The organism is Marinomonas dokdonensis (assembly GCF_052747885.1).
In genome coordinates this window covers 618,811-636,467 of the sequence record NZ_JBRAND010000002.1, presented here as the reverse complement: position 1 = coordinate 636,467, position 17,657 = coordinate 618,811, and the positions used below count along the sequence as shown (strand labels likewise).

General features: G+C 42.4%; 15 protein-coding genes. 4 read left to right on the top strand and 11 right to left on the bottom strand.

The window, feature by feature from the left end:
- Positions 1 to 174: 174 nt before the first annotated feature.
- The 8 genes from ACUM5Y_RS07470 to ACUM5Y_RS07435 all read right to left on the bottom strand — a co-directional run bounded on the left by ACUM5Y_RS07470 (position 175) and on the right by ACUM5Y_RS07435 (position 9,092).
- Entirely contained in the window at positions 175 to 1,773 is a 1,599-nt protein-coding gene (locus ACUM5Y_RS07470; RefSeq protein ID WP_445976234.1) for an N-acyl-D-amino-acid deacylase family protein, read from the bottom strand.
- Positions 1,774 to 1,811: 38 nt separating this feature from the next.
- Entirely contained in the window at positions 1,812 to 3,092 is a 1,281-nt protein-coding gene (locus tag ACUM5Y_RS07465; RefSeq protein ID WP_445976233.1) for a TRAP transporter large permease, read from the bottom strand.
- A gap of 22 nt (positions 3,093 to 3,114) precedes the next feature.
- On the bottom strand, positions 3,115 to 3,630 hold the full coding sequence (locus ACUM5Y_RS07460; protein ID WP_445976232.1) for a TRAP transporter small permease: 516 nt from the start codon (positions 3,628 to 3,630) through the stop codon (positions 3,115 to 3,117).
- A gap of 50 nt (positions 3,631 to 3,680) precedes the next feature.
- Positions 3,681 to 4,676 (bottom strand): TRAP transporter substrate-binding protein, encoded by a 996-nt coding sequence (locus ACUM5Y_RS07455; RefSeq protein WP_445976231.1) that lies wholly within the window; start codon positions 4,674 to 4,676, stop codon positions 3,681 to 3,683.
- 644 nt (positions 4,677 to 5,320) lie between these two features.
- The gene (locus ACUM5Y_RS07450; RefSeq protein ID WP_445976230.1) at positions 5,321 to 6,265 is read right to left on the bottom strand and encodes an iron chelate uptake ABC transporter family permease subunit; all 945 of its coding nucleotides are present in this window, start codon (positions 6,263 to 6,265) and stop codon (positions 5,321 to 5,323) included.
- A complete protein-coding gene (locus ACUM5Y_RS07445) occupies positions 6,258 to 7,244 on the bottom strand; it encodes an iron chelate uptake ABC transporter family permease subunit (RefSeq protein WP_445976229.1) in 987 nt (328 codons plus the stop codon). Before ACUM5Y_RS07445 ends, ACUM5Y_RS07450 begins: the two co-directional genes overlap by 8 nt.
- A complete protein-coding gene (locus ACUM5Y_RS07440; protein ID WP_445976228.1) occupies positions 7,245 to 8,168 on the bottom strand; it encodes an ABC transporter substrate-binding protein in 924 nt (307 codons plus the stop codon).
- Positions 8,169 to 8,192: 24 nt separating this feature from the next.
- A complete protein-coding gene (locus ACUM5Y_RS07435) occupies positions 8,193 to 9,092 on the bottom strand; it encodes an AraC family transcriptional regulator (RefSeq protein ID WP_445976227.1) in 900 nt (299 codons plus the stop codon).
- Between the two features lie 177 nt (positions 9,093 to 9,269).
- Here ACUM5Y_RS07435 and ACUM5Y_RS07430 point away from each other — a divergent pair, with 177 nt between their 5' ends.
- Positions 9,270 to 10,574 carry an NtaA/DmoA family FMN-dependent monooxygenase gene (locus ACUM5Y_RS07430; protein ID WP_445976226.1) on the top strand — a complete coding sequence of 435 codons (1,305 nt, stop codon included), beginning with the start codon at positions 9,270 to 9,272 and terminating at the stop codon, positions 10,572 to 10,574.
- 43 nt (positions 10,575 to 10,617) lie between these two features.
- Here ACUM5Y_RS07430 and ACUM5Y_RS07425 read toward each other — a convergent pair whose 3' ends face one another.
- Together ACUM5Y_RS07425 and ACUM5Y_RS07420 are read right to left on the bottom strand one after the other, a co-directional pair.
- A complete protein-coding gene (locus ACUM5Y_RS07425) occupies positions 10,618 to 11,106 on the bottom strand; it encodes a hypothetical protein (RefSeq protein WP_445976225.1) in 489 nt (162 codons plus the stop codon).
- A 9-nt stretch (positions 11,107 to 11,115) separates the two neighbouring features.
- Positions 11,116 to 12,105 (bottom strand): YHYH protein, encoded by a 990-nt coding sequence (locus tag ACUM5Y_RS07420; RefSeq protein ID WP_445976224.1) that lies wholly within the window; start codon positions 12,103 to 12,105, stop codon positions 11,116 to 11,118.
- Positions 12,106 to 12,380: 275 nt separating this feature from the next.
- Between ACUM5Y_RS07420 and ACUM5Y_RS07415 the strand changes: the two genes are divergently transcribed.
- From ACUM5Y_RS07415 to ACUM5Y_RS07405, 3 genes are all read left to right on the top strand, one after another.
- Positions 12,381 to 13,535, top strand: a complete 1,155-nt coding sequence (locus ACUM5Y_RS07415) for a helix-turn-helix transcriptional regulator (protein WP_445976223.1) — start codon at positions 12,381 to 12,383, stop codon at positions 13,533 to 13,535.
- A gap of 363 nt (positions 13,536 to 13,898) precedes the next feature.
- Positions 13,899 to 14,348, top strand: coding sequence for a MerR family transcriptional regulator (locus ACUM5Y_RS07410; RefSeq protein ID WP_445976222.1), 450 nt, complete (start codon positions 13,899 to 13,901; stop codon positions 14,346 to 14,348).
- The gene (locus tag ACUM5Y_RS07405; protein WP_445976221.1) at positions 14,332 to 16,863 is read left to right on the top strand and encodes a heavy metal translocating P-type ATPase; all 2,532 of its coding nucleotides are present in this window, start codon (positions 14,332 to 14,334) and stop codon (positions 16,861 to 16,863) included. The genes ACUM5Y_RS07410 and ACUM5Y_RS07405 overlap by 17 nt, the downstream gene beginning before the upstream one ends.
- A 136-nt stretch (positions 16,864 to 16,999) precedes the next feature.
- Here ACUM5Y_RS07405 and ACUM5Y_RS07400 read toward each other — a convergent pair whose 3' ends face one another.
- Positions 17,000 to 17,584 carry a TetR/AcrR family transcriptional regulator gene (locus ACUM5Y_RS07400; protein ID WP_445976220.1) on the bottom strand — a complete coding sequence of 195 codons (585 nt, stop codon included), beginning with the start codon at positions 17,582 to 17,584 and terminating at the stop codon, positions 17,000 to 17,002.
- Positions 17,585 to 17,657: the final 73 nt, after the last annotated feature.

Sequence of the window (17,657 nt, the reverse complement as noted above, 5' to 3'; positions counted from 1 at the left end):
TTTGTAATTATTAATATGGTAATACTAAATGCTTCAGAAAAGAAGCCTTTACAGAACTAGCCAAACAACTATCAACAAATCGATACAAGGAAAAGTTTTCAAAATGTGGGGGAATGCTACTAGTACATATATAGGGACGAACCTAATATTCTTGGACGCCCCTATACTGAATGCTTATAAAGTTGCTCTTCTTAGAACCTTACCTTTATTTACATCTATTCTTTGACCATTTTTGAAAGATAAGTGACCATTCACCATAACGTGAGCAATCCCTGATGCGTACTTACGAGGCTCTTCAATAGAACAGTTACTTCTAATATCTTGGGGATCAAAAACAACGATATCTGCAAATGCTCCAGGGCGAATTATCCCTCGACCTTGCAAATGCAATTGCTGTGCAGGGAGGTAAGTTAAGCGCCTAACAGCCTCATTTAAGGTCAAAACTTTTAATTGATGAACATAGATCTGAATGAAGCGAGCAGCCCAACCATAACCACTCAGCGATCCAATATGGTTTTTCAAAATACCATATGGTGCTAACGCAAGTGTATCTGATATTACTCCACACTCTTGTTGCTTAAGGCACAGCACCAGATCTTCTTCAGAAAAGCTTTGTGAAGTCCATAATAATGAGTCCATGTCCTTTTCTTCGAGTAATAGATCTAATGCACAATCGTATGGTGGTACTCCTCGAATTTTACTAATTTCGATAAAGTTTAAGCCAACTAAATCAGGGTTGTCTTTGGAATATAATAAAGCTATTTTATCCCACTTGTCAGCTAGGACAATCTTCCACATAGGAGTACGGTTGCTTTTAATTCGCTCCCTGCACTCTTCATCTTTTAGGCGCTCGCGTAGTGCTTCAGTTCCTCCATCAAGAGCCCATGAAGGCAAAATTTGTTTTATCGAAGTATGATTCCAATCATGAGGAATAATATCAAATCCAACGTCAACGCCATGCTCTCGAGCTTTAGAGATCATCTCCAGAGTATGCTTCATTGCATAATCTGGCGCACCAAATTTTGGTTGAATATGTGAGATTTGCAACCTTACACCAGATACTCTTGCTGTAGAAAGTGCCTCCATAAAACCAAGATCATAATGCTGATCCCTATTCCTTACATGGGTCGCGTATAAGCCATCATATTTGGCAACCACTTCACATAAAGGGACTAAATGTTCCGGTGATGTCATTCTTCCTGGATAGTACTCTAATCCAGAGGACATACCAATTGCCCCTTCTTGAAAACATTTATCTAATAAGTCAGCCATTGCAATTACTTGAGAATCATCTGGTAAAGAGCCTGACTTCTCTTTCATTACTGTTTTAAAAATAGTTCCATGGCCAACAAATGCAGCAACATTCACACCTAAGGGAGTACTTTCTAGCTTTTGTAGATATTCTCCAAATGAATTCCAGCTGATATCTACAGCGTTATCAACATAACCAATCGACATAATTTTTGCGTCTTCGGCGCAGCACACAGGAGCAGAACTGAAGCCACATTGTCCTATGACTTCAGTAGTCACCCCCTGATGAACCTGGCTTTCAGCCTTACTATTAGCAAGGAGAGTGAAATCAGAGTGGGTATGCATATCGATAAACCCTGGAGATACGGCTAGGCCTTGAACATCAATGACTTCTTTTGCTTGATCTTGATCAAAATTACCTATAGAAGCTATTTTTTCACCTTCAATCGCCACATCACCAATATATGCAGTACCTCCAAAGCCATCGTAAATAGTTCCATTCTTCAAAATAACGTCAAACATGTGCATCCTCAATATTTGTTTAATTTATTCTACTTTTATTAACCATAAAATATATTAGGTAAAAAAGTAGCCATCTCTGGAAAAATTATTAACAGTAACAGACATAGAATATAAGCAAAAATAAATGGGATAGCTCCCATAGAGACATCTTCAATTGATATCTTCGCAATACGAGCCGCAATATTTAAATTTGCTCCTAGTGGAGGAGTTAAAAAACCAATTTCACATGTAACAACAGTAAAAATACCAAACATTATAGGATCAATTCCTAAGCTACTAACTAATGGAAGAAACACTCCAGTAAATAGAACAACTTGAGCTAAAGACTCCATAAAGGTTCCAATGATTATATAAAATATTCCTATCAATACCATAACCATAAAAGGGTTATCTGTAATTGAAGTAATACTACTCCTAACTAAGTCCGGTATATCATAAAAGGCAGTAAGTTGACCAAACCCCATTGTTGGTGCAATCAACAACAGAAGACCGGATATTAAAGCCGTAAACTTTAAGCTTTCGAAAATATTTTTTAATGAGAGACCTTTATAAATGAATCTACCTACAATAAGGGAATATAAAACCGCAATACCTGCAGCTTCAGTTGGAGTAAAAACACCACCATAAATACCACCTAAAATTATTATAGGTGTACCTAAAGCCCACTTACCCTCCCAGAAAACCTTAAAAAAATACTTCCATTCAAACTTAACAGACGTTTCCCCCCAATTATTTTTTCGAGCTGTAAAATATGCAATCAGCAATAAAAATATCATGATAGCTATCCCAGGTATTAATCCAGCCATAAATAGCATTGGTATTGAGGTAGCTGAGACAAGTCCATAGACGATCAATAAATTGCTGGGGGGAATAACGCTCCCCAATGCCCCGGCAGAAGCCACCACCGCTGCTGCAAAACGAGGTGAGTAGCCTTCTTTTTTCATAGCAGGTATCGTGATACTACCAATTGCAGCTGTCGTTGCAGGTCCGGAACCAGAAAGAGCGGCGAATAAGGTACATCCAATTACAGACACCATCCCCATACTTCCTCTGTAGCTACCTACCATTACTTTAGCCACATTAATCATCCGTTCTGATATTCCACTAACTTCCATTAACCTTCCTGCAAATATAAACAAAGGAATCGTTAACAGTGGAAAAGGCTCTAACGCTGTATAGCCTACTTGAGATAAAAGTGTAAATGGTAAATCAATTAGCCAAATTGCTAATGCTGTGGCTATACCTACGGTTGCAAAAATTGGTATACCAATTAGAGTAAAAATGACAAAAGCAGTTATAACAATTCCGATATCACTCACAAAAAATCCTTAAAATATATTGTTAGTTTGAGTACTCTTCAGGCATACCTGGAGCTATTTTTCTATCAGAAAAAAACCATTTGCAATACAATTGTAAAAGTCTAAATATGATCAGAATATAGCCAAAAACCACAATACTATGAGGCCAAAAAAGGTCGATTTTCAATGAAGGTGTGTAAGACGGCTGACTCCATAACAAATATAGATAGTCATAACCAGCAACAATCATGAAAATACAAAAGCTAAGTAAAACCACATCTCCTAAAATTATAAAAATCAAACTTATTTTTTTGGGAAAAAGCATAACAAATGCCAATATACGAACATGATATCGCTCTCTAATACCTAATGAAGCTCCCATATATACAGCCCAAACCATTGAGATACTTGAGACTTCCTCAGTCCAAGTTAGCCCTGTTCCGAAAACATATCTAAGAACAACTTGTGAAATAACACAAATAGAAATTACCGCAATACAGAAACTAGCAACATACTCTTCAAAATGTTTGTCAAATTTTCTAGATAAAAACAAAAACATATAATAAAATCCAAAAATAAAGTGGCTTATTTAAAAGCCACTAAAACAATTTATTTAGCTTCTTCTCTAATTTTATTAACTAGATCTTTGAAATCTTTATTTTTTTCACTCATTATTTTATCTTGAACCTTCTCGGCGGCTAAGATAAAATCTTTTTTATCTGGATAAGTTATATTCATACCACCATTTTCTACCAACCAACTTCTTATCACATTTGTATTTTTAGATTTTATTTCTGCTTGATAAATTCCAGCTTCTTCTGCGGCCTTAAAAACAATACTTTTTTGCTCTTCATTTAGCTTTTTCATAAACCTGTCACTTGCCAAAAGCGGGGTAACTGAAATAAAGTAGTCCAAAATAGTCAAGTTTTTCGCAAATTGATATAATTTATAGTCTTTAATAACAGCCGTTCCATTATCACCTCCATCAATCGTTCTTGTTTGTAATGCTGTAGGAGTTTCTGACCAAGCCAGTGGAATCGGCTCCGCTCCAAAAGCCTTAAAGGTTTCTATCATCACTTCATTTTTTGGAACCCTCATTTTTAAACCTTCCATATCAGAAATTTTATGAATAGGTGTAGATGAGTTATACATATCTCTGTATGAAAGTCCTCCATAGGTTAAGATAGTAACTTTTGTATCCGCATATAGTTTTTCTTTTATTTCAGCACCAACTTCGCCATAAAATACTTTAGACGCATGTTCTGGACTCTGGAATATATATGGAAGGGAAAAGACATCCATAAGAGGCCAATGAGGGGAAACATTATTATTTGTTATAAAATAAGCATCAAGTATGCCTAACCTTAATGAATTAAAAGCTGTATCCTCTGTTCCTGTTTGACCACAACATCTTAACTTAACTTCTATTTCACCATTACTATATTCTTCGGTTAAATCCTTAAATTTCTTCGCTAAAATCCCGTACTCTGAATCTTCTGGTGTCTCCCACCCAACATTCATAACAATTGATTCAGCATGTGAAGACATAGATAAAAATGCACTTAATAAAAGAGCTTTACCTACATTTAATTTAAATAAACTCATATAAACATCCTTAAAAGCATTTCAAACAGTGATTAATGTATTTGTCATTTTTCAGCAACAATTTGATTGTTATCCATCTGTTTCATAAGCAATAGATCCAGTATCAGGTTTTGTTAGGTCCAGATAGAACCCGATTAATTACACAATGGGTTGTGTCAATTCCCCCTCAAACCAAGTGCACCACTAATACCCACAACAATAATCCAGCACTAGAATGGCGCACCATAAATTAAACCTAAGTCATTGTTTATAAATGATTTTATTTGCTATTTTACTCGATACCTATTAAGACAACCTCTTATGGATCATTACCTGTTATTTAAGATGCTTGTAAATGAGAACCAGTGGCATTCCTGCTTTTTTAAAAACCGCACTTTCATTGTGCAAAAAATAAAGCAACCGTTTTCGCAAATGAGTGGGATACAATTGTTAAATTGAGGTTGACATCTATTCATCAAAATTCTCAAGATAAGTAGAAACCCTACACCTTAATTAATGGGCTGATTTACCTAGCACAAGTCAATGCATCTAGATCTGGGAGAAATAAAACAGATAATATCGCTGGAAGTAGTCTTTGTCAGACTTATAGATATGGTCAGGGAAATGTTTTTAGAAGAGTCAGAGTAGCTTTCTAGCCACTTGCATCATAGCTTCTGGCTCTTAAACAGCAGTACGAAGAACACCAGACCACCAACAAACTCAATAACCACGCTTAGAGTGGATGCGAGCCCTAATAGGTGCTCAAAAATAGCTTGTCCGCCGACTAGCGAAATTGCCCCGACAAAACTCGCCATTATCATGAAAGGGCCAGATCTTGCTGAAGGATACAAGGCAAAGACAATAGCGGTTATCAGCAGACCAAAGAAAAAAATTGGCCCAACCAAGGCCGTGGAGACACTGACCATAATCGCCACCAGCAGCAATAATGCGGATGTCATTTTGGAATAGTGAATTCCCAAATTAATCGCGCTGTTGCGCCCTAGTCGATAAACATCTAAGGCTCTATGAATGCGCCACAAAATAGCAATCACCACCACTAGCACTAAAGCGATGACCCCCAATAATTCCGTTTGCACCCGATTGAATTGCGCAAAAGCGATACTCTGAAACAAGGTGAAGTCTTCTGGTGTGATCAGCCTTGCCAAAAACTCCACTAAAGACTGGATTAATAAACCCAAAGCGATACCAATTAAGAGCAGCCGATTAATATCTGTTGAAAAGCGCCGTACTAATATCCCAAAAACTGCCACGGCGAATAACATCATGAGCAATACTTGCATGAAAAACTTAAACGACATGGAGATTTTCGCGTACTCTCCTCCTCCCACCAAACCAATCAATAAGATATTGAACAGCAGAAAAACAGAATCAAGCCCCATGATAGCGGGCGTGAGTATGCGACTTTGGGCAAGGCTTTGAAACAGGAAGGTAGCTAAAGCCACCGATACGCCAACTAGGTTGAGCGCCAGCCATTTATCAAAACGAAAGCGAAGCACGAAGTTTAAATCGCCACCACTTCCTAGCAATAAAAATAATAAAGACGCCAGCAGCCAGAGAATCAGCATGCTGGCGAAAGCCCGTTTAAACACGCGCTTCTCCTTTATACAAAGACCAAACGAAGATACTCCCTCCTAGCACACCAAAAACTAAGCTCGCAGGAATTTCAAAGGGGTTGGCAAGATAGCGCCCTACGATATCGCAGGCTAATAACAGACAGGCACCTATTAAGGCAGACCACGGCAGGCTACGTTTTAGATTATCCCCCAAGTAATAGCGCACGATATTTGGCACCACTAAGCCTAAAAAGCTGATCATGCCAACGGTGGCGACAATCATGGACGTCGACAAGGCAATCATCACCATAGAAATAAACACAAGCGCTTTAAATGGCACCCCCAGTGAGCGCCCTAGGGTTTCTCCTAAACTAATTAGGTTAAGCTGGTTGGCCAACCAGTAGACGATAACAGCCACTAAAGCCGCTCCCCATATCAGCTCATAGCGGCCATCAATCACGGTAGAAAAATCCCCGTTAAGCCAAACCATAAGGAATTGCATAAGGTCAAATTCGAAGGCAAAGAAGGTCGCCACAGCGCCTAAAATAGCCGAGTAGATTAAGCCGATTAATGGCAATAGCATGGGGTCATTCAATTTGAGCTGACGAATAATAGAGAAGAAACCAAGCAAGCTAAGCAAGCCACAACCAGAGGCGATCAGCATGGTAAAAAACAACGGCATAGAGGGCCAAAAAGCATGAACAATGAGCAAGCCAATAGAGACGCCCTGCACTGTGCCTATGGTGGTCGGCTCAGCAAATCGATTGTTGAGTACCACTTGCGAGAGTCCACCAATTAACCCTAACACACCACCTGCAATGACGATTGCTAGTGTTCTGGGTAAACGGCTTAACAGCAACACCCTACTGGCTTGTTCATTATCAAATACACTGAAAATCGATAAATTATAGGTGCCAATAAACAAGCTAGTCACCATAAGTACTAGCAACAGAAAAACGGAGCACAACAACAAAATTGGCTGACTCAACACTAGGGTTTTAAAGGGCACCTTCATTTATTGTGTCGCAGACTTGCCAGCAAGGGTGACTCGTTGTGAAAACTTAGCAATCAATTCTTCTAGAGTACGTTGAATGCCTTGTACACCACCCACAGAGTTCAGCGTACCGACGCCATTTAGGTAAATCACGCGATCATTTTTCCAAGCGGAGGTGCCATGTATAAGGGGTGTGTCCATGTACTCTCGAGATAAGTCTTTCGCACTGCGCCCAACAGAGGCGTCTCGGTCCATAACGATTAACCAGTCTGGATCTTTCGCCAAAATATATTCATAAGAAATAGGCGCTACTTCGTTCAAGCTTTTCACATCGCTGGCTTCTAGGTTCATACCAAGCTCTTCTTGGAACCAGTCAATACGGGTCTGACGACTAAGTACGTTTAACGCTCGCCCCATGAGCATGACAACCATAACAGACTCGTCTGGTTTGATCAGGCTTCTGGCTTCATCTCTTAATTGCATCAGCTTGGTTTCAATTTGCTTTGCTTGCTCTTGTTTATCAAACAAATTGGCGAGCGTATGCATTCTACTAAGGCTTTCTTGGAAGGTGTTGCCTCTGGGAATCGACAAGTCGATGACAGGTGCAAGATCCACCAGCGCATCATATTGCAGCGCCGAACGCTCACCGATAATCACCACATCTGGGGACATGCGATGAATTTTTTCCACATCTGCGGTAAACAAGGTGCCGACGGTATCCGCCGCGTTGGTATCCACATAATCTAGGAAAAGGTTTTCTGGCACACCTTGTACCCTCACCCCTAGGGAATCAAGGGTGTCGATCACGCCTGCAGGAAAGGCCACTACCTTTTGCGGAGTCTCACTAAAATTGGCCTCCCCGCGAAAGGTTTGAATGGTTTTGGCATCACTGAAGTTGGACAATAATAAGCAGGAGCTGAGTAGCCCAATAAGAATAGGTTTCATAAAATTCAGACCATAATGTAAATGTTAACTGAGTCGCTTTTGTTGAGTTAAAAACACTTTTGGTGTGACATTAAATGCCTTGCGAAAGGCAACAATAAAACTTGAGTTATGCTGGTAACCCGCCAACTGGCTGGCTTGTGTTAGCGACGCCCCCTGTTTTAATAAGGCTTGTTTAGCCAGTTCTAAACGCTGCTGAGTGATCCATTCTTTTAGGGTACAGCCAAACACTTGCCCCATACGGCGCTGTAGGGTTCTAAGACTAAGGTTCAACCCATCGGCTAAGCTTTGTCCATCAAACACCCCTTGTCGCATTTGCCTTTGCAATGACTGGGCAAGCTCTAACGCTTTTGCGTCATGACCATTCACCGTCACAACACAGTGCTGTTGTTTTATAAAAAACTGCCAAGCAGAGTTCATCAAGGCCAAGCCCAACACTTCCCTTTGCAAAGGGTCATGGTGATTGCTTTGCTGCTGCCATTTTTGGCAAAGTTCTTCCATTTCCAAGCTCATCGGCCAGCTTCTCAAGCGCTCGTCATACAAGCCATTTATCTCTAAATCCGACCCAACATAGTCGCTTAACCAGCGCTCCATGCCATTCACCACAATGTGTTGATTACAGTCACCAGAGTTTGCTAAGCGTCGTATTACCTCAGCATGTTGGGAGCTAATCATGATGCAACGACCGTATTTTCCCGCAGAGAGAACATACTTCCTACGGCGTAAAATGAGGGTCATTTGCCCCGCCAGCAAAAACACAAAGGTCACTTGCGGCGGTGTATGAGCGCTTCTATCCACATCCCGGGCATAATGAATGTGAGCCCCTCTAATTTGCACACCGCTTTTTAATTGGTAATGCCAGGGGGCGCCAACCAGACCTTCACTCAGCTTAGAGAATGTCACTTCCTTGGAAGAAGTATGAGACAAAATCCTCTCCTATCTATACAGGCTGGCAAGTTTTCAATACAGCTTGTCATATTTTCAACACTGTCCTTGCCACATTTGGAATACAATTTAACGAGAACAGTAACCCTTCTCATTAACAATTACAATTTGATCATTTAACAATTTATTGCAGTGATGAATCGATAAATAAGGGGATAAATGGAACCGAAAAAACTGCACATTGGTTTAGCTCTAGTGATGGGCTGGCTGAGCGGTAAGGGCTGGCAAAGACAAGATAGCCAAGTAGATTCTGTGTTCAGTACAGAGCCTTATATTGAAATGTCGCAATTGGCTGAGCAATATAAACTCGACTTCGTATTCCGCCCTGATACTCAGTTTCTTCACCCTGAACTGTTTAGCCAAGAACCGGGCTTTTGTAACCTAGACCCCATGTTATTGCTGGCCGCTATTGCTGAAAAAACCCATTCCATTGGCTTGATCGCCACGGCCTCCACAACTTTATTGCCGCCATACTATGTGGCAAAACAGTTACAAAGCCTACAATGGATGAGTAAAGGACGTGCGGGTTGGAATATTGTTACCGCCATTGATGGCCACCAAAACTACGGTCAAGAAAACCTACTCAGTTCAAACGAGCGTTATGAAAAATCGGCCGAGTTTCTAGAAGTCGTACAGGCTTTGTGGAAGAGCTTTCCCCATGAGGCCCTTCAGCAAGACAAAGCTAATGGCATTTTCGCCAGCAAAGACTTAGTAAACGCCATAGATCATCAAGGTAAATATTTAAGTGTGAAAGGCCCGCTTAATTTACCCGAATCCCCTTATGGTGAAGTAGCGCTCTTTCAAGCTGGGGCATCAGACGCTGGTCGAAATTTCGCGGCAAAAATCGCAGACGGTGTATTCAGCGCCGCACCGGACATTGAATCCGCCATTGAGCTAAAAACAGACTTGGAACACAGAGCTAAGCAACATGGTCGTGACGAAAGCTGCCTACAAGTCATGCCTGGCTTAAGCTTGTATTTGGCATCTACAACAGAGCAAGCTCTAGCCCTCTATAAAACCAGCCACCGACAACCCAGTAGGGAAAAACGCCTTGCCTATATAAAAGAGTCGATTGGTTTAGATCTGCGTGATTGGCCAATGGATCAAGTCATAGAAAAAGTGGACATCAATTTAGCAGGACAAAATCTTCGTAGCCTAACCCACAGTCAATTATTGCTAACTTATATTGAGAGGGAAAAACCTACCCTTGCTGAGTTATTAGAACGCCCTGAAGTCATCGGTTCGTCCCATTGGCTCGTGATTGGCACACCAGAAGAGGCTTATCAGGCGATTATTGCTCAAGCACAAGCGCAAGCCATCGACGGCTTCATTGCTATTCCTGGGGGCAACAAGGACTCTATGATGCTGTTTTTTACAGAGGTTATACCAAAATTAGTAAAGAATGGCTGGTTTAGAGAGGATTACCTTGGCAGCACACTAAAGCAGCACCTTAACGAGGCTTAATCTAGCCCATTAAGGTGCTGCTATGGTTTAGCACTCATGGGGTCTATTGCATTCTCACCATGGTAACGGTCGATGAGATTGCCTCTCCATCCTTGGCCCATTCACTGTGATCATTGCCGTTGAGGGTAACTTTTATAAGGTTGTCCCCTAGTGTTAGTGCACTGCTGGGTAAATGGAACCAATTGCTGTAAATGCGAGCGTATTTCACCCCATTCACATAGATATGTGCATGGCCGGCATTTTGCTCGACAGCTTGATTAATTTTAGCGGGTGTGAAGGTGAAGTTGCGCGTCATGATTTGCACGTTATAACCGCCCATTACATCAGGAAACATCAAATGATTCACCGCAGGCGTGGGCAGATTTTCTGCAATTTCTCGTAATGGGTGCTGGTGGAGAGACATGGCATCTAGCTGGCGAGAAGTTTCTAACTTAGCACCAACATTCACATTGTCTTCTACAGGCCACAGCGTCATCAGGGTGACCGCTGTGGCCGCCCCAATGATTAAATAAGCAATTCTTTCTACTAGCATATTCAAAACTTACTGAGGCGGTGGTGGCAAAGCATCACGCAATGCTTGAACTGTAATGCCTAGGGCTTTAGCGACTTTGTCAAAATCAGGTGGCATGGTTTGACCAAGCGCCTCCCTTAGCTGCACTTCGCTAACATTCAGCTGTTCGGCGGCGGCTGAAAAATCAGGCCCCTGACCTCCTGGACCATGGCTACCACGCTTAATGCTGTCTGACACTTCACCGTGATAACAGTTGATCATATAAGGTGCTTCGTCGGCGGTGAGATGATAATGATAAATACCGTCAGGGAACTCTGGTGTTGCTTCAAAGTGCCCGCTGCATTCATCTAGATCATCATTAGTGATAGTCACGCCATTAATGCCCTGATTACCGTAAACAGGGAAGCCATCTTCAAGTACCCCAATCATCACCGAATGCTCACCTTCCACATCAAGGGAGTCGGTTATACAAAGAGGAATACCGTGGTAATGATAATTCGTGCCATTAACTAGGGTATGACCATTACATTCATCTACAAAAGGCACATGGTCATGAACAACGTTATCATCCAGCGCTGTAACCGACCTTTCCATATCTTCATAGTCATTGAAGATTTGTGCCCCAGTAATCGCAACACCAATACGGCCTAAGGAAGTATCTGTCGTGTCGGTTACGTAAGAGGGTTGGGTCGTAATCGTGGCATCAATCGGGGTTTCTTTAAAATATTCCGCTGATTTAACAACCGTGAACTCATCGGCAGCATTATCCGAAAATGGCATGGACATCACATCATTAGGAATAAGGTACTTCTCAGCAAACCCGTGGCTAGGAATACCGTTCGACTGAAAACGAAAACTGTTGTCGTCTTGATTAATGGTGATTTCTACATTCTCTGCCCAATTTGCTTGTTGCACCGCCTGACTCGTATCCACCTGGCTAGATAGAGATTTAAACTCTACCGCAGAGACAGCAACCACGACGGACAGAGCCGTCACACTAAAAAGTAACTTATTTTTCATTAAGAATAATTCCAAGAAAGAGGTTTAAAACAATAAGAAAAAGTATAACCTGCTACCCTAGTTTTCTACATAACTACCAGTGTAAACCTGTGTAAAGCTCTGCCTTTGCGCACCTTATATCCCTCAAAAAGTAATATTAGCTCTAGGACACTGTCGCAATCATTCAATCTATTATTTTCGATTTAATTACACTAAAATCAATTAGGTGGATTCAACAGTCGTTTCAATTTAGATACATGGATAGCTCTATATTGATATTTAAATGAGACTCGATTATGAAAAAGCCCCTATTCAATAAAGAGCAATCTAAAGATTTAACGCCTTTTTTTGCTGACGCAGACGATATCAATATTATCCATTCACTCTTTGATGCTCTGGTCAATCGGGACTGTTTTCAGCAGTTCTTAAGCCGACTAATCGAGATAAATAACGCCTGCGCTGCAGAACTGGTCGTCATAAAGAAACATCCATTGCAGATTGAACAGCTTTGGTATGCGGGTTTACCTGAAGACTTCATGCAGTGGTATTTGCAAAACAACATGATCGAACAAGATTTAGTCAGTCGTTATGCTACCTACCAAACACCTGGGCTTTTTCACTCCGCTCTTTCCATCATGGATAAGCTAGACATCACGGAAGACTATCAACGCTGGCAAGAAGACCAAAATATGCTTGATAGCGCATGGCTAGTGGTAGCCTCTTCAGACTCTCACAGCACTCTCTTAGTCATGCAACGTACAGTTCAACAGGGTGAATTTAAACCTCATGAATTGGTGAGGTTAAACTACTTAGTGCCATTCGTTAGACAGGCCGTACATCTCTATCAACAAGTCGACTACCAAGAGATTGTTAATAACACATTGGTTAATGTGGTGAATGCTATCCCGCAAGCCACACTGATACTTAATGAAATGGCGTTAATTGTTCACGCAAACGAGGCGGCTCAAGAAACCCTAAGCGCAGAACCTTTGATCTCAATACAAGATCAACACTTAGCCTTTAAAAAACCGGAGATTCAAGAGCAGTTCCTGCAAAGTATGATTCAAGTTGTACGAGCGAGCATGGGGCAAAGCATCTACGATTCTGATGCGCTGTTCATACATCGTCACAACAAATCCCCAATTGTGATGTTAATTCGGCCAATTAAAGAAGCTGACCTTCTTAAAGGAGGAGCCTTGATTACCCTGCTTGAAGCAGGAAGCCGTACCTTTCCAAATGCATTAGGCATCGGAAAATACTTCTCCCTCACCACCTCAGAAGCAGAACTTTGTGCAGACTTAATCCTTGGCCTATCCTTGTCCGAAATCGCCAGCAAACAAAACAAAGCAGAATCGACCCTACGTTCTTATTTGAAAAGCATCTTTTTAAAAACAAATTTTAAGCGCCAAAGTGCATTAGTAAGTGGTATTTTAAGTGCCCTCTTATATTAAGACGGTACGGTAATAATAGGTATTTAATCCTCCCTCCTGAAAGTCTCATAATCAAGCTATTACCGCTTGTTTCACCACAAAATCTTAATTAACCATCCTGCTCAATCTATAAGATAGCCAACCAAGCTTGACGTATGTCCTACACACATGTTGTAGACTCAGTTTGGTCATCAATACTTATGATCACTTAAGGAGAGTGAAATGAATTGCTGTAATAAGCCACCTAAGGGCGGCACTACGAACCTCTCCCTTTTTATAAAAATGGTACTGGTCATGCTGGTCGTTATTCTGACCCTTGCCTATCTGTTTGGATAAATTTTCCTGACCCATAAAGCTGATTTCAACTTTATAGAGGAGTACAAGATGTTAACCACAGAAATCGCCAGATTAGTGGGTGTCACCCCGGAGACGGTGCGTTTTTACACGCGCAAGAAACTGCTCCAAGCCAGCAAGAATCCCACTAATGGCTATAAAGAATATGATCAAAGCGCGGTTGAGCGCTTACGCTTTATCAACCATGCCCGCAGCATTGGTTTTAGCCTAAAGCAAATTACCGACATTATTGAGCAGTCGGAACAAGGCACTTCTCCCTGCCCAAAGGTCAGAAGCTTGTTGCAAGAACAGATCCAGCAGACGAAGCAAAAAATTGCCCAATACCAGCAACATTTAGCCCTAATGGAAGCAACTTACCAAAGCTGGCAAGGTCAGCCAGATACCATTCCTGACGGAAAAGCCATCTGCTGTTTGATTGAAGAATGGTCTGATAAACACCCAAGGGTAATGATAAAGGAGGTGGATGATGAGCAAGTCTAACTATTCTCTAGCGCTTGCTGGCGTGCGCTGTCAAAACTGTGTTAATAAGCTCACCGCAGCCCTGAAAGCCAGTGACGAGAATATTGAGCTCAATATTAATGCAGAGAAAACCCTGCTTACACTCACTACCGACTTAGGTATTGACGAGGCCATTGCCATCGTTGAGTCCTGCGGCTATCAGGCAAGCCTTGTTGTGCCCTCAGAGCAGCCAGCGCAACAGGACAATGCTGATCAAATAATCGATAGCAACCAATCACGGCCTAGCAACACCAGCTCAAACATCAAGCTTGCGTTATTGAATGTCACTTGTGCAGGCTGTGTTAACACTATAGAAAAAGCCCTAACAAAGCTTTCCGGTGTAGATGAGGTAAGCATCAATTTTGCCGCTCGCACCGCCTCGGTGGATACGCAATTACCAGCCAGCCAACTCATTCAAGCCATTCAAGCGGTGGGTTATGATGGTCACGAAATTATCGATGAAGCGGCAGAAGCCAGCCAAAAAGACAGCCGCGAAGCCGCTCTTTACCAACAAAAGCTTAAACACAGTGTGATGGGCTTAGGGGTCGGTGTACCGCTGATGCTTTACGGGCTTTTAGGCGGCCCCATGTCTGTAGACTCCAGTTTGCAGCAAGGTATTTGGTTCCTAGTGGGGATCATTACCTTTATGATTCTGTGGCTATCGGGCCAACACTTTTATCGTGGTGCTTGGAAAGCATTTGTCCACCGTAGTGCCAACATGGACTCCCTAATCGCCCTAGGCACAGGTACCGCCTGGCTGTATTCCATGGTCGTGGTTTTGGCATCTAGCCATTTACCCGCTGAAGCCAGACACCTGTATTTTGAAGCGACCGCGATGATCCTTGGCCTCATTAATTTAGGGCAAGCCTTTGAGTTAAAAGCCCGAGGACGTACCTCAGACGCCATCAAACGTCTGCTTAACCTGAAAGTAAAAACAGCCACAGTGATACGTGAGGGTAAAGAACGAATTCTGCCCGTAGAGCAGGTCATGCTGGGTGACCAGATTCGCGTTAAAGCCGGTGAAAAAATCCCGTTGGATGGTGAAATTATGAGTGGTCATACCAGTGTGGATGAAGCCATGTTAAGTGGTGAGCCTATCCCTGTGGAGAAACAAGCGGGCAGTAGGGTTTCTGCAGGCAGCATTAATGGCCAAGGTAGCTTTATCTTTGAAGCGCAAAAAGTTGGCAATGACACCCTGCTCTCACAAATCATTGCCATGGTATCCAGAGCGCAAAACTCTAAGCCGCCCATTAGCCACCTTGCCGATCGTGTGTCAGCAATCTTCGTCCCAAGCGTGATGATTATAGCCATTATCACGGCCCTCGCTTGGCACAACTTAGGGCCACAACCCACCTTGGTGTATATGCTGATTGCCGCGACCTCCGTATTGATCATCGCCTGCCCTTGCGCCCTAGGTTTAGCAACCCCTATTTCCACCATGATAGGCGTGGGTAAAGCAGCAGAATTTGGCGGCTTAATACGCAATGGTGAAGCCCTGCAAAAGGCCAGCGAGCTTGATGTCATCTTGCTCGATAAAACGGGCACCATTACCCAAGGCAAGCCACAGGTCAGCCATTTTCAGGCTCTGGGTGATGAAGCACTCATCTTGCCCCTCGTCAAGAGCCTAGAACAAGGAGCTAATCACCCCCTTGCCAATGCCTTGATAGCCTATGTACAAGATACAGCAAGCAACAGTTCCCCCGTGGAACTGAGTGGTTTTGAATCTCATACTGGCTTAGGCGTATCCGCCTTTTACCAACAGCAAAAGCTGCTGTTAGGTAACGACAAAATGATGCGTCAATTTGATATCGACATCTCTGCAATTGAGACTCAGGCGCAAAGCTGGCAAGCACAAGCCAATACTTTGGTGTATTTCGCCATGGACCAAAAGCTGCAAGCCATATTCGCTATTAATGACCCCATTCGCGATGATTCGCTTGAGGCCATCAGCCGCTTTAAACGCCGTGGTATTCGTGTCGTCATGTTGACCGGGGATAACCCTCAAACGGCCGCCGCTGTCGCTAAAAACGCGAATATAGAAGAGTATTACGCTGAACTAATGCCTGCCGACAAACTCAACTGGCTCAGCCATTTTCAGCAACAACAACTAAAAGTAGCCATGGTAGGAGACGGCATAAACGATGCTCCGGCTTTAGCTCAAGCCGATGTGGGCTTTGCGATTGGCAGCGGAACAGATGTTGCCATTGAGAGTGCCGATATTACTTTGATGAGAAGCTCTTTGCATGGGGTGTCAGACATTATTGATATCAGCCATGCGACGATTAAAAACATTCGCCAAAATCTCTGGGGCGCCTTTGTTTATAATGCCCTCGGTATACCGATTGCGGCAGGGATGTTATTTCCAATCACAGGTTGGTTATTAAGCCCCATTATTGCAGGTGTTGCCATGTCACTTTCCTCCATCACTGTAGTAAGCAACGCAAACCGCTTACGGCTTTATCAACCCGCTAACCCACAAGCTAGGGTTAAGGAGTAAATTATGTGGATCAATATTTTTGGTGTGCTGTTAATTGTGGCGATTATCTGGTGGTTTTGGGGGAAATAAATCACTTTACCTAATATTTGAGTGCTAGATTTAAGACAATCTAGCACTCAAATTTAGCGACATACCATCACTCGTTTTCACTTAGCAGCGACGATATCTTGGTTAAAGACTGCCAAGATTGTTGAAACGCGTCTTCTAAGCTAATGTCGGAACCCAGCCATAATTCCACCCCAGACCAGCCGCTAGACAGTAAAACATCCGCAAGTATATTTAGCGTTAACGGGGAATGTTCTGGGTATTTCCCTGCCAAGACACTACTCAATTGGTCTCGCATCTTGCCCATTCTCAACAGCCTAATTTGGCTGAGTCGCGGATGATCTTGCATCACTTCTTGAGCCACTAACAGCTCATGTCGATGGGGTTCTAACGCTAACGTATTGGCCAGCATAAGTTGACGAATACTTTCATAAAAGCTCGCTTCATTATTCATAAAGGCTTCGATCTCTTGCTCTGGCATGGACATTTCCGGCCCCATCAAAGCAGACTCTTTGTTGGCATAATAATTAAAAAAAGTGCGCGGGCTAATACCAAGATGTTGGCTGATATCAAGAGTGGTCACATTTTCAAACCCCTTCTCATTGATCAAAGCCAATGTGGCTTGTTGGATTTCTTGCGCAGTCTGTAGGCGCCTACGCTCTCTTAGATTTGGCATATTTTGATCATCCTTTTGGGTTTCTATAGAGCAAGTCACCCTCTATTTCTTATTCAATTATGCATCTTTTATG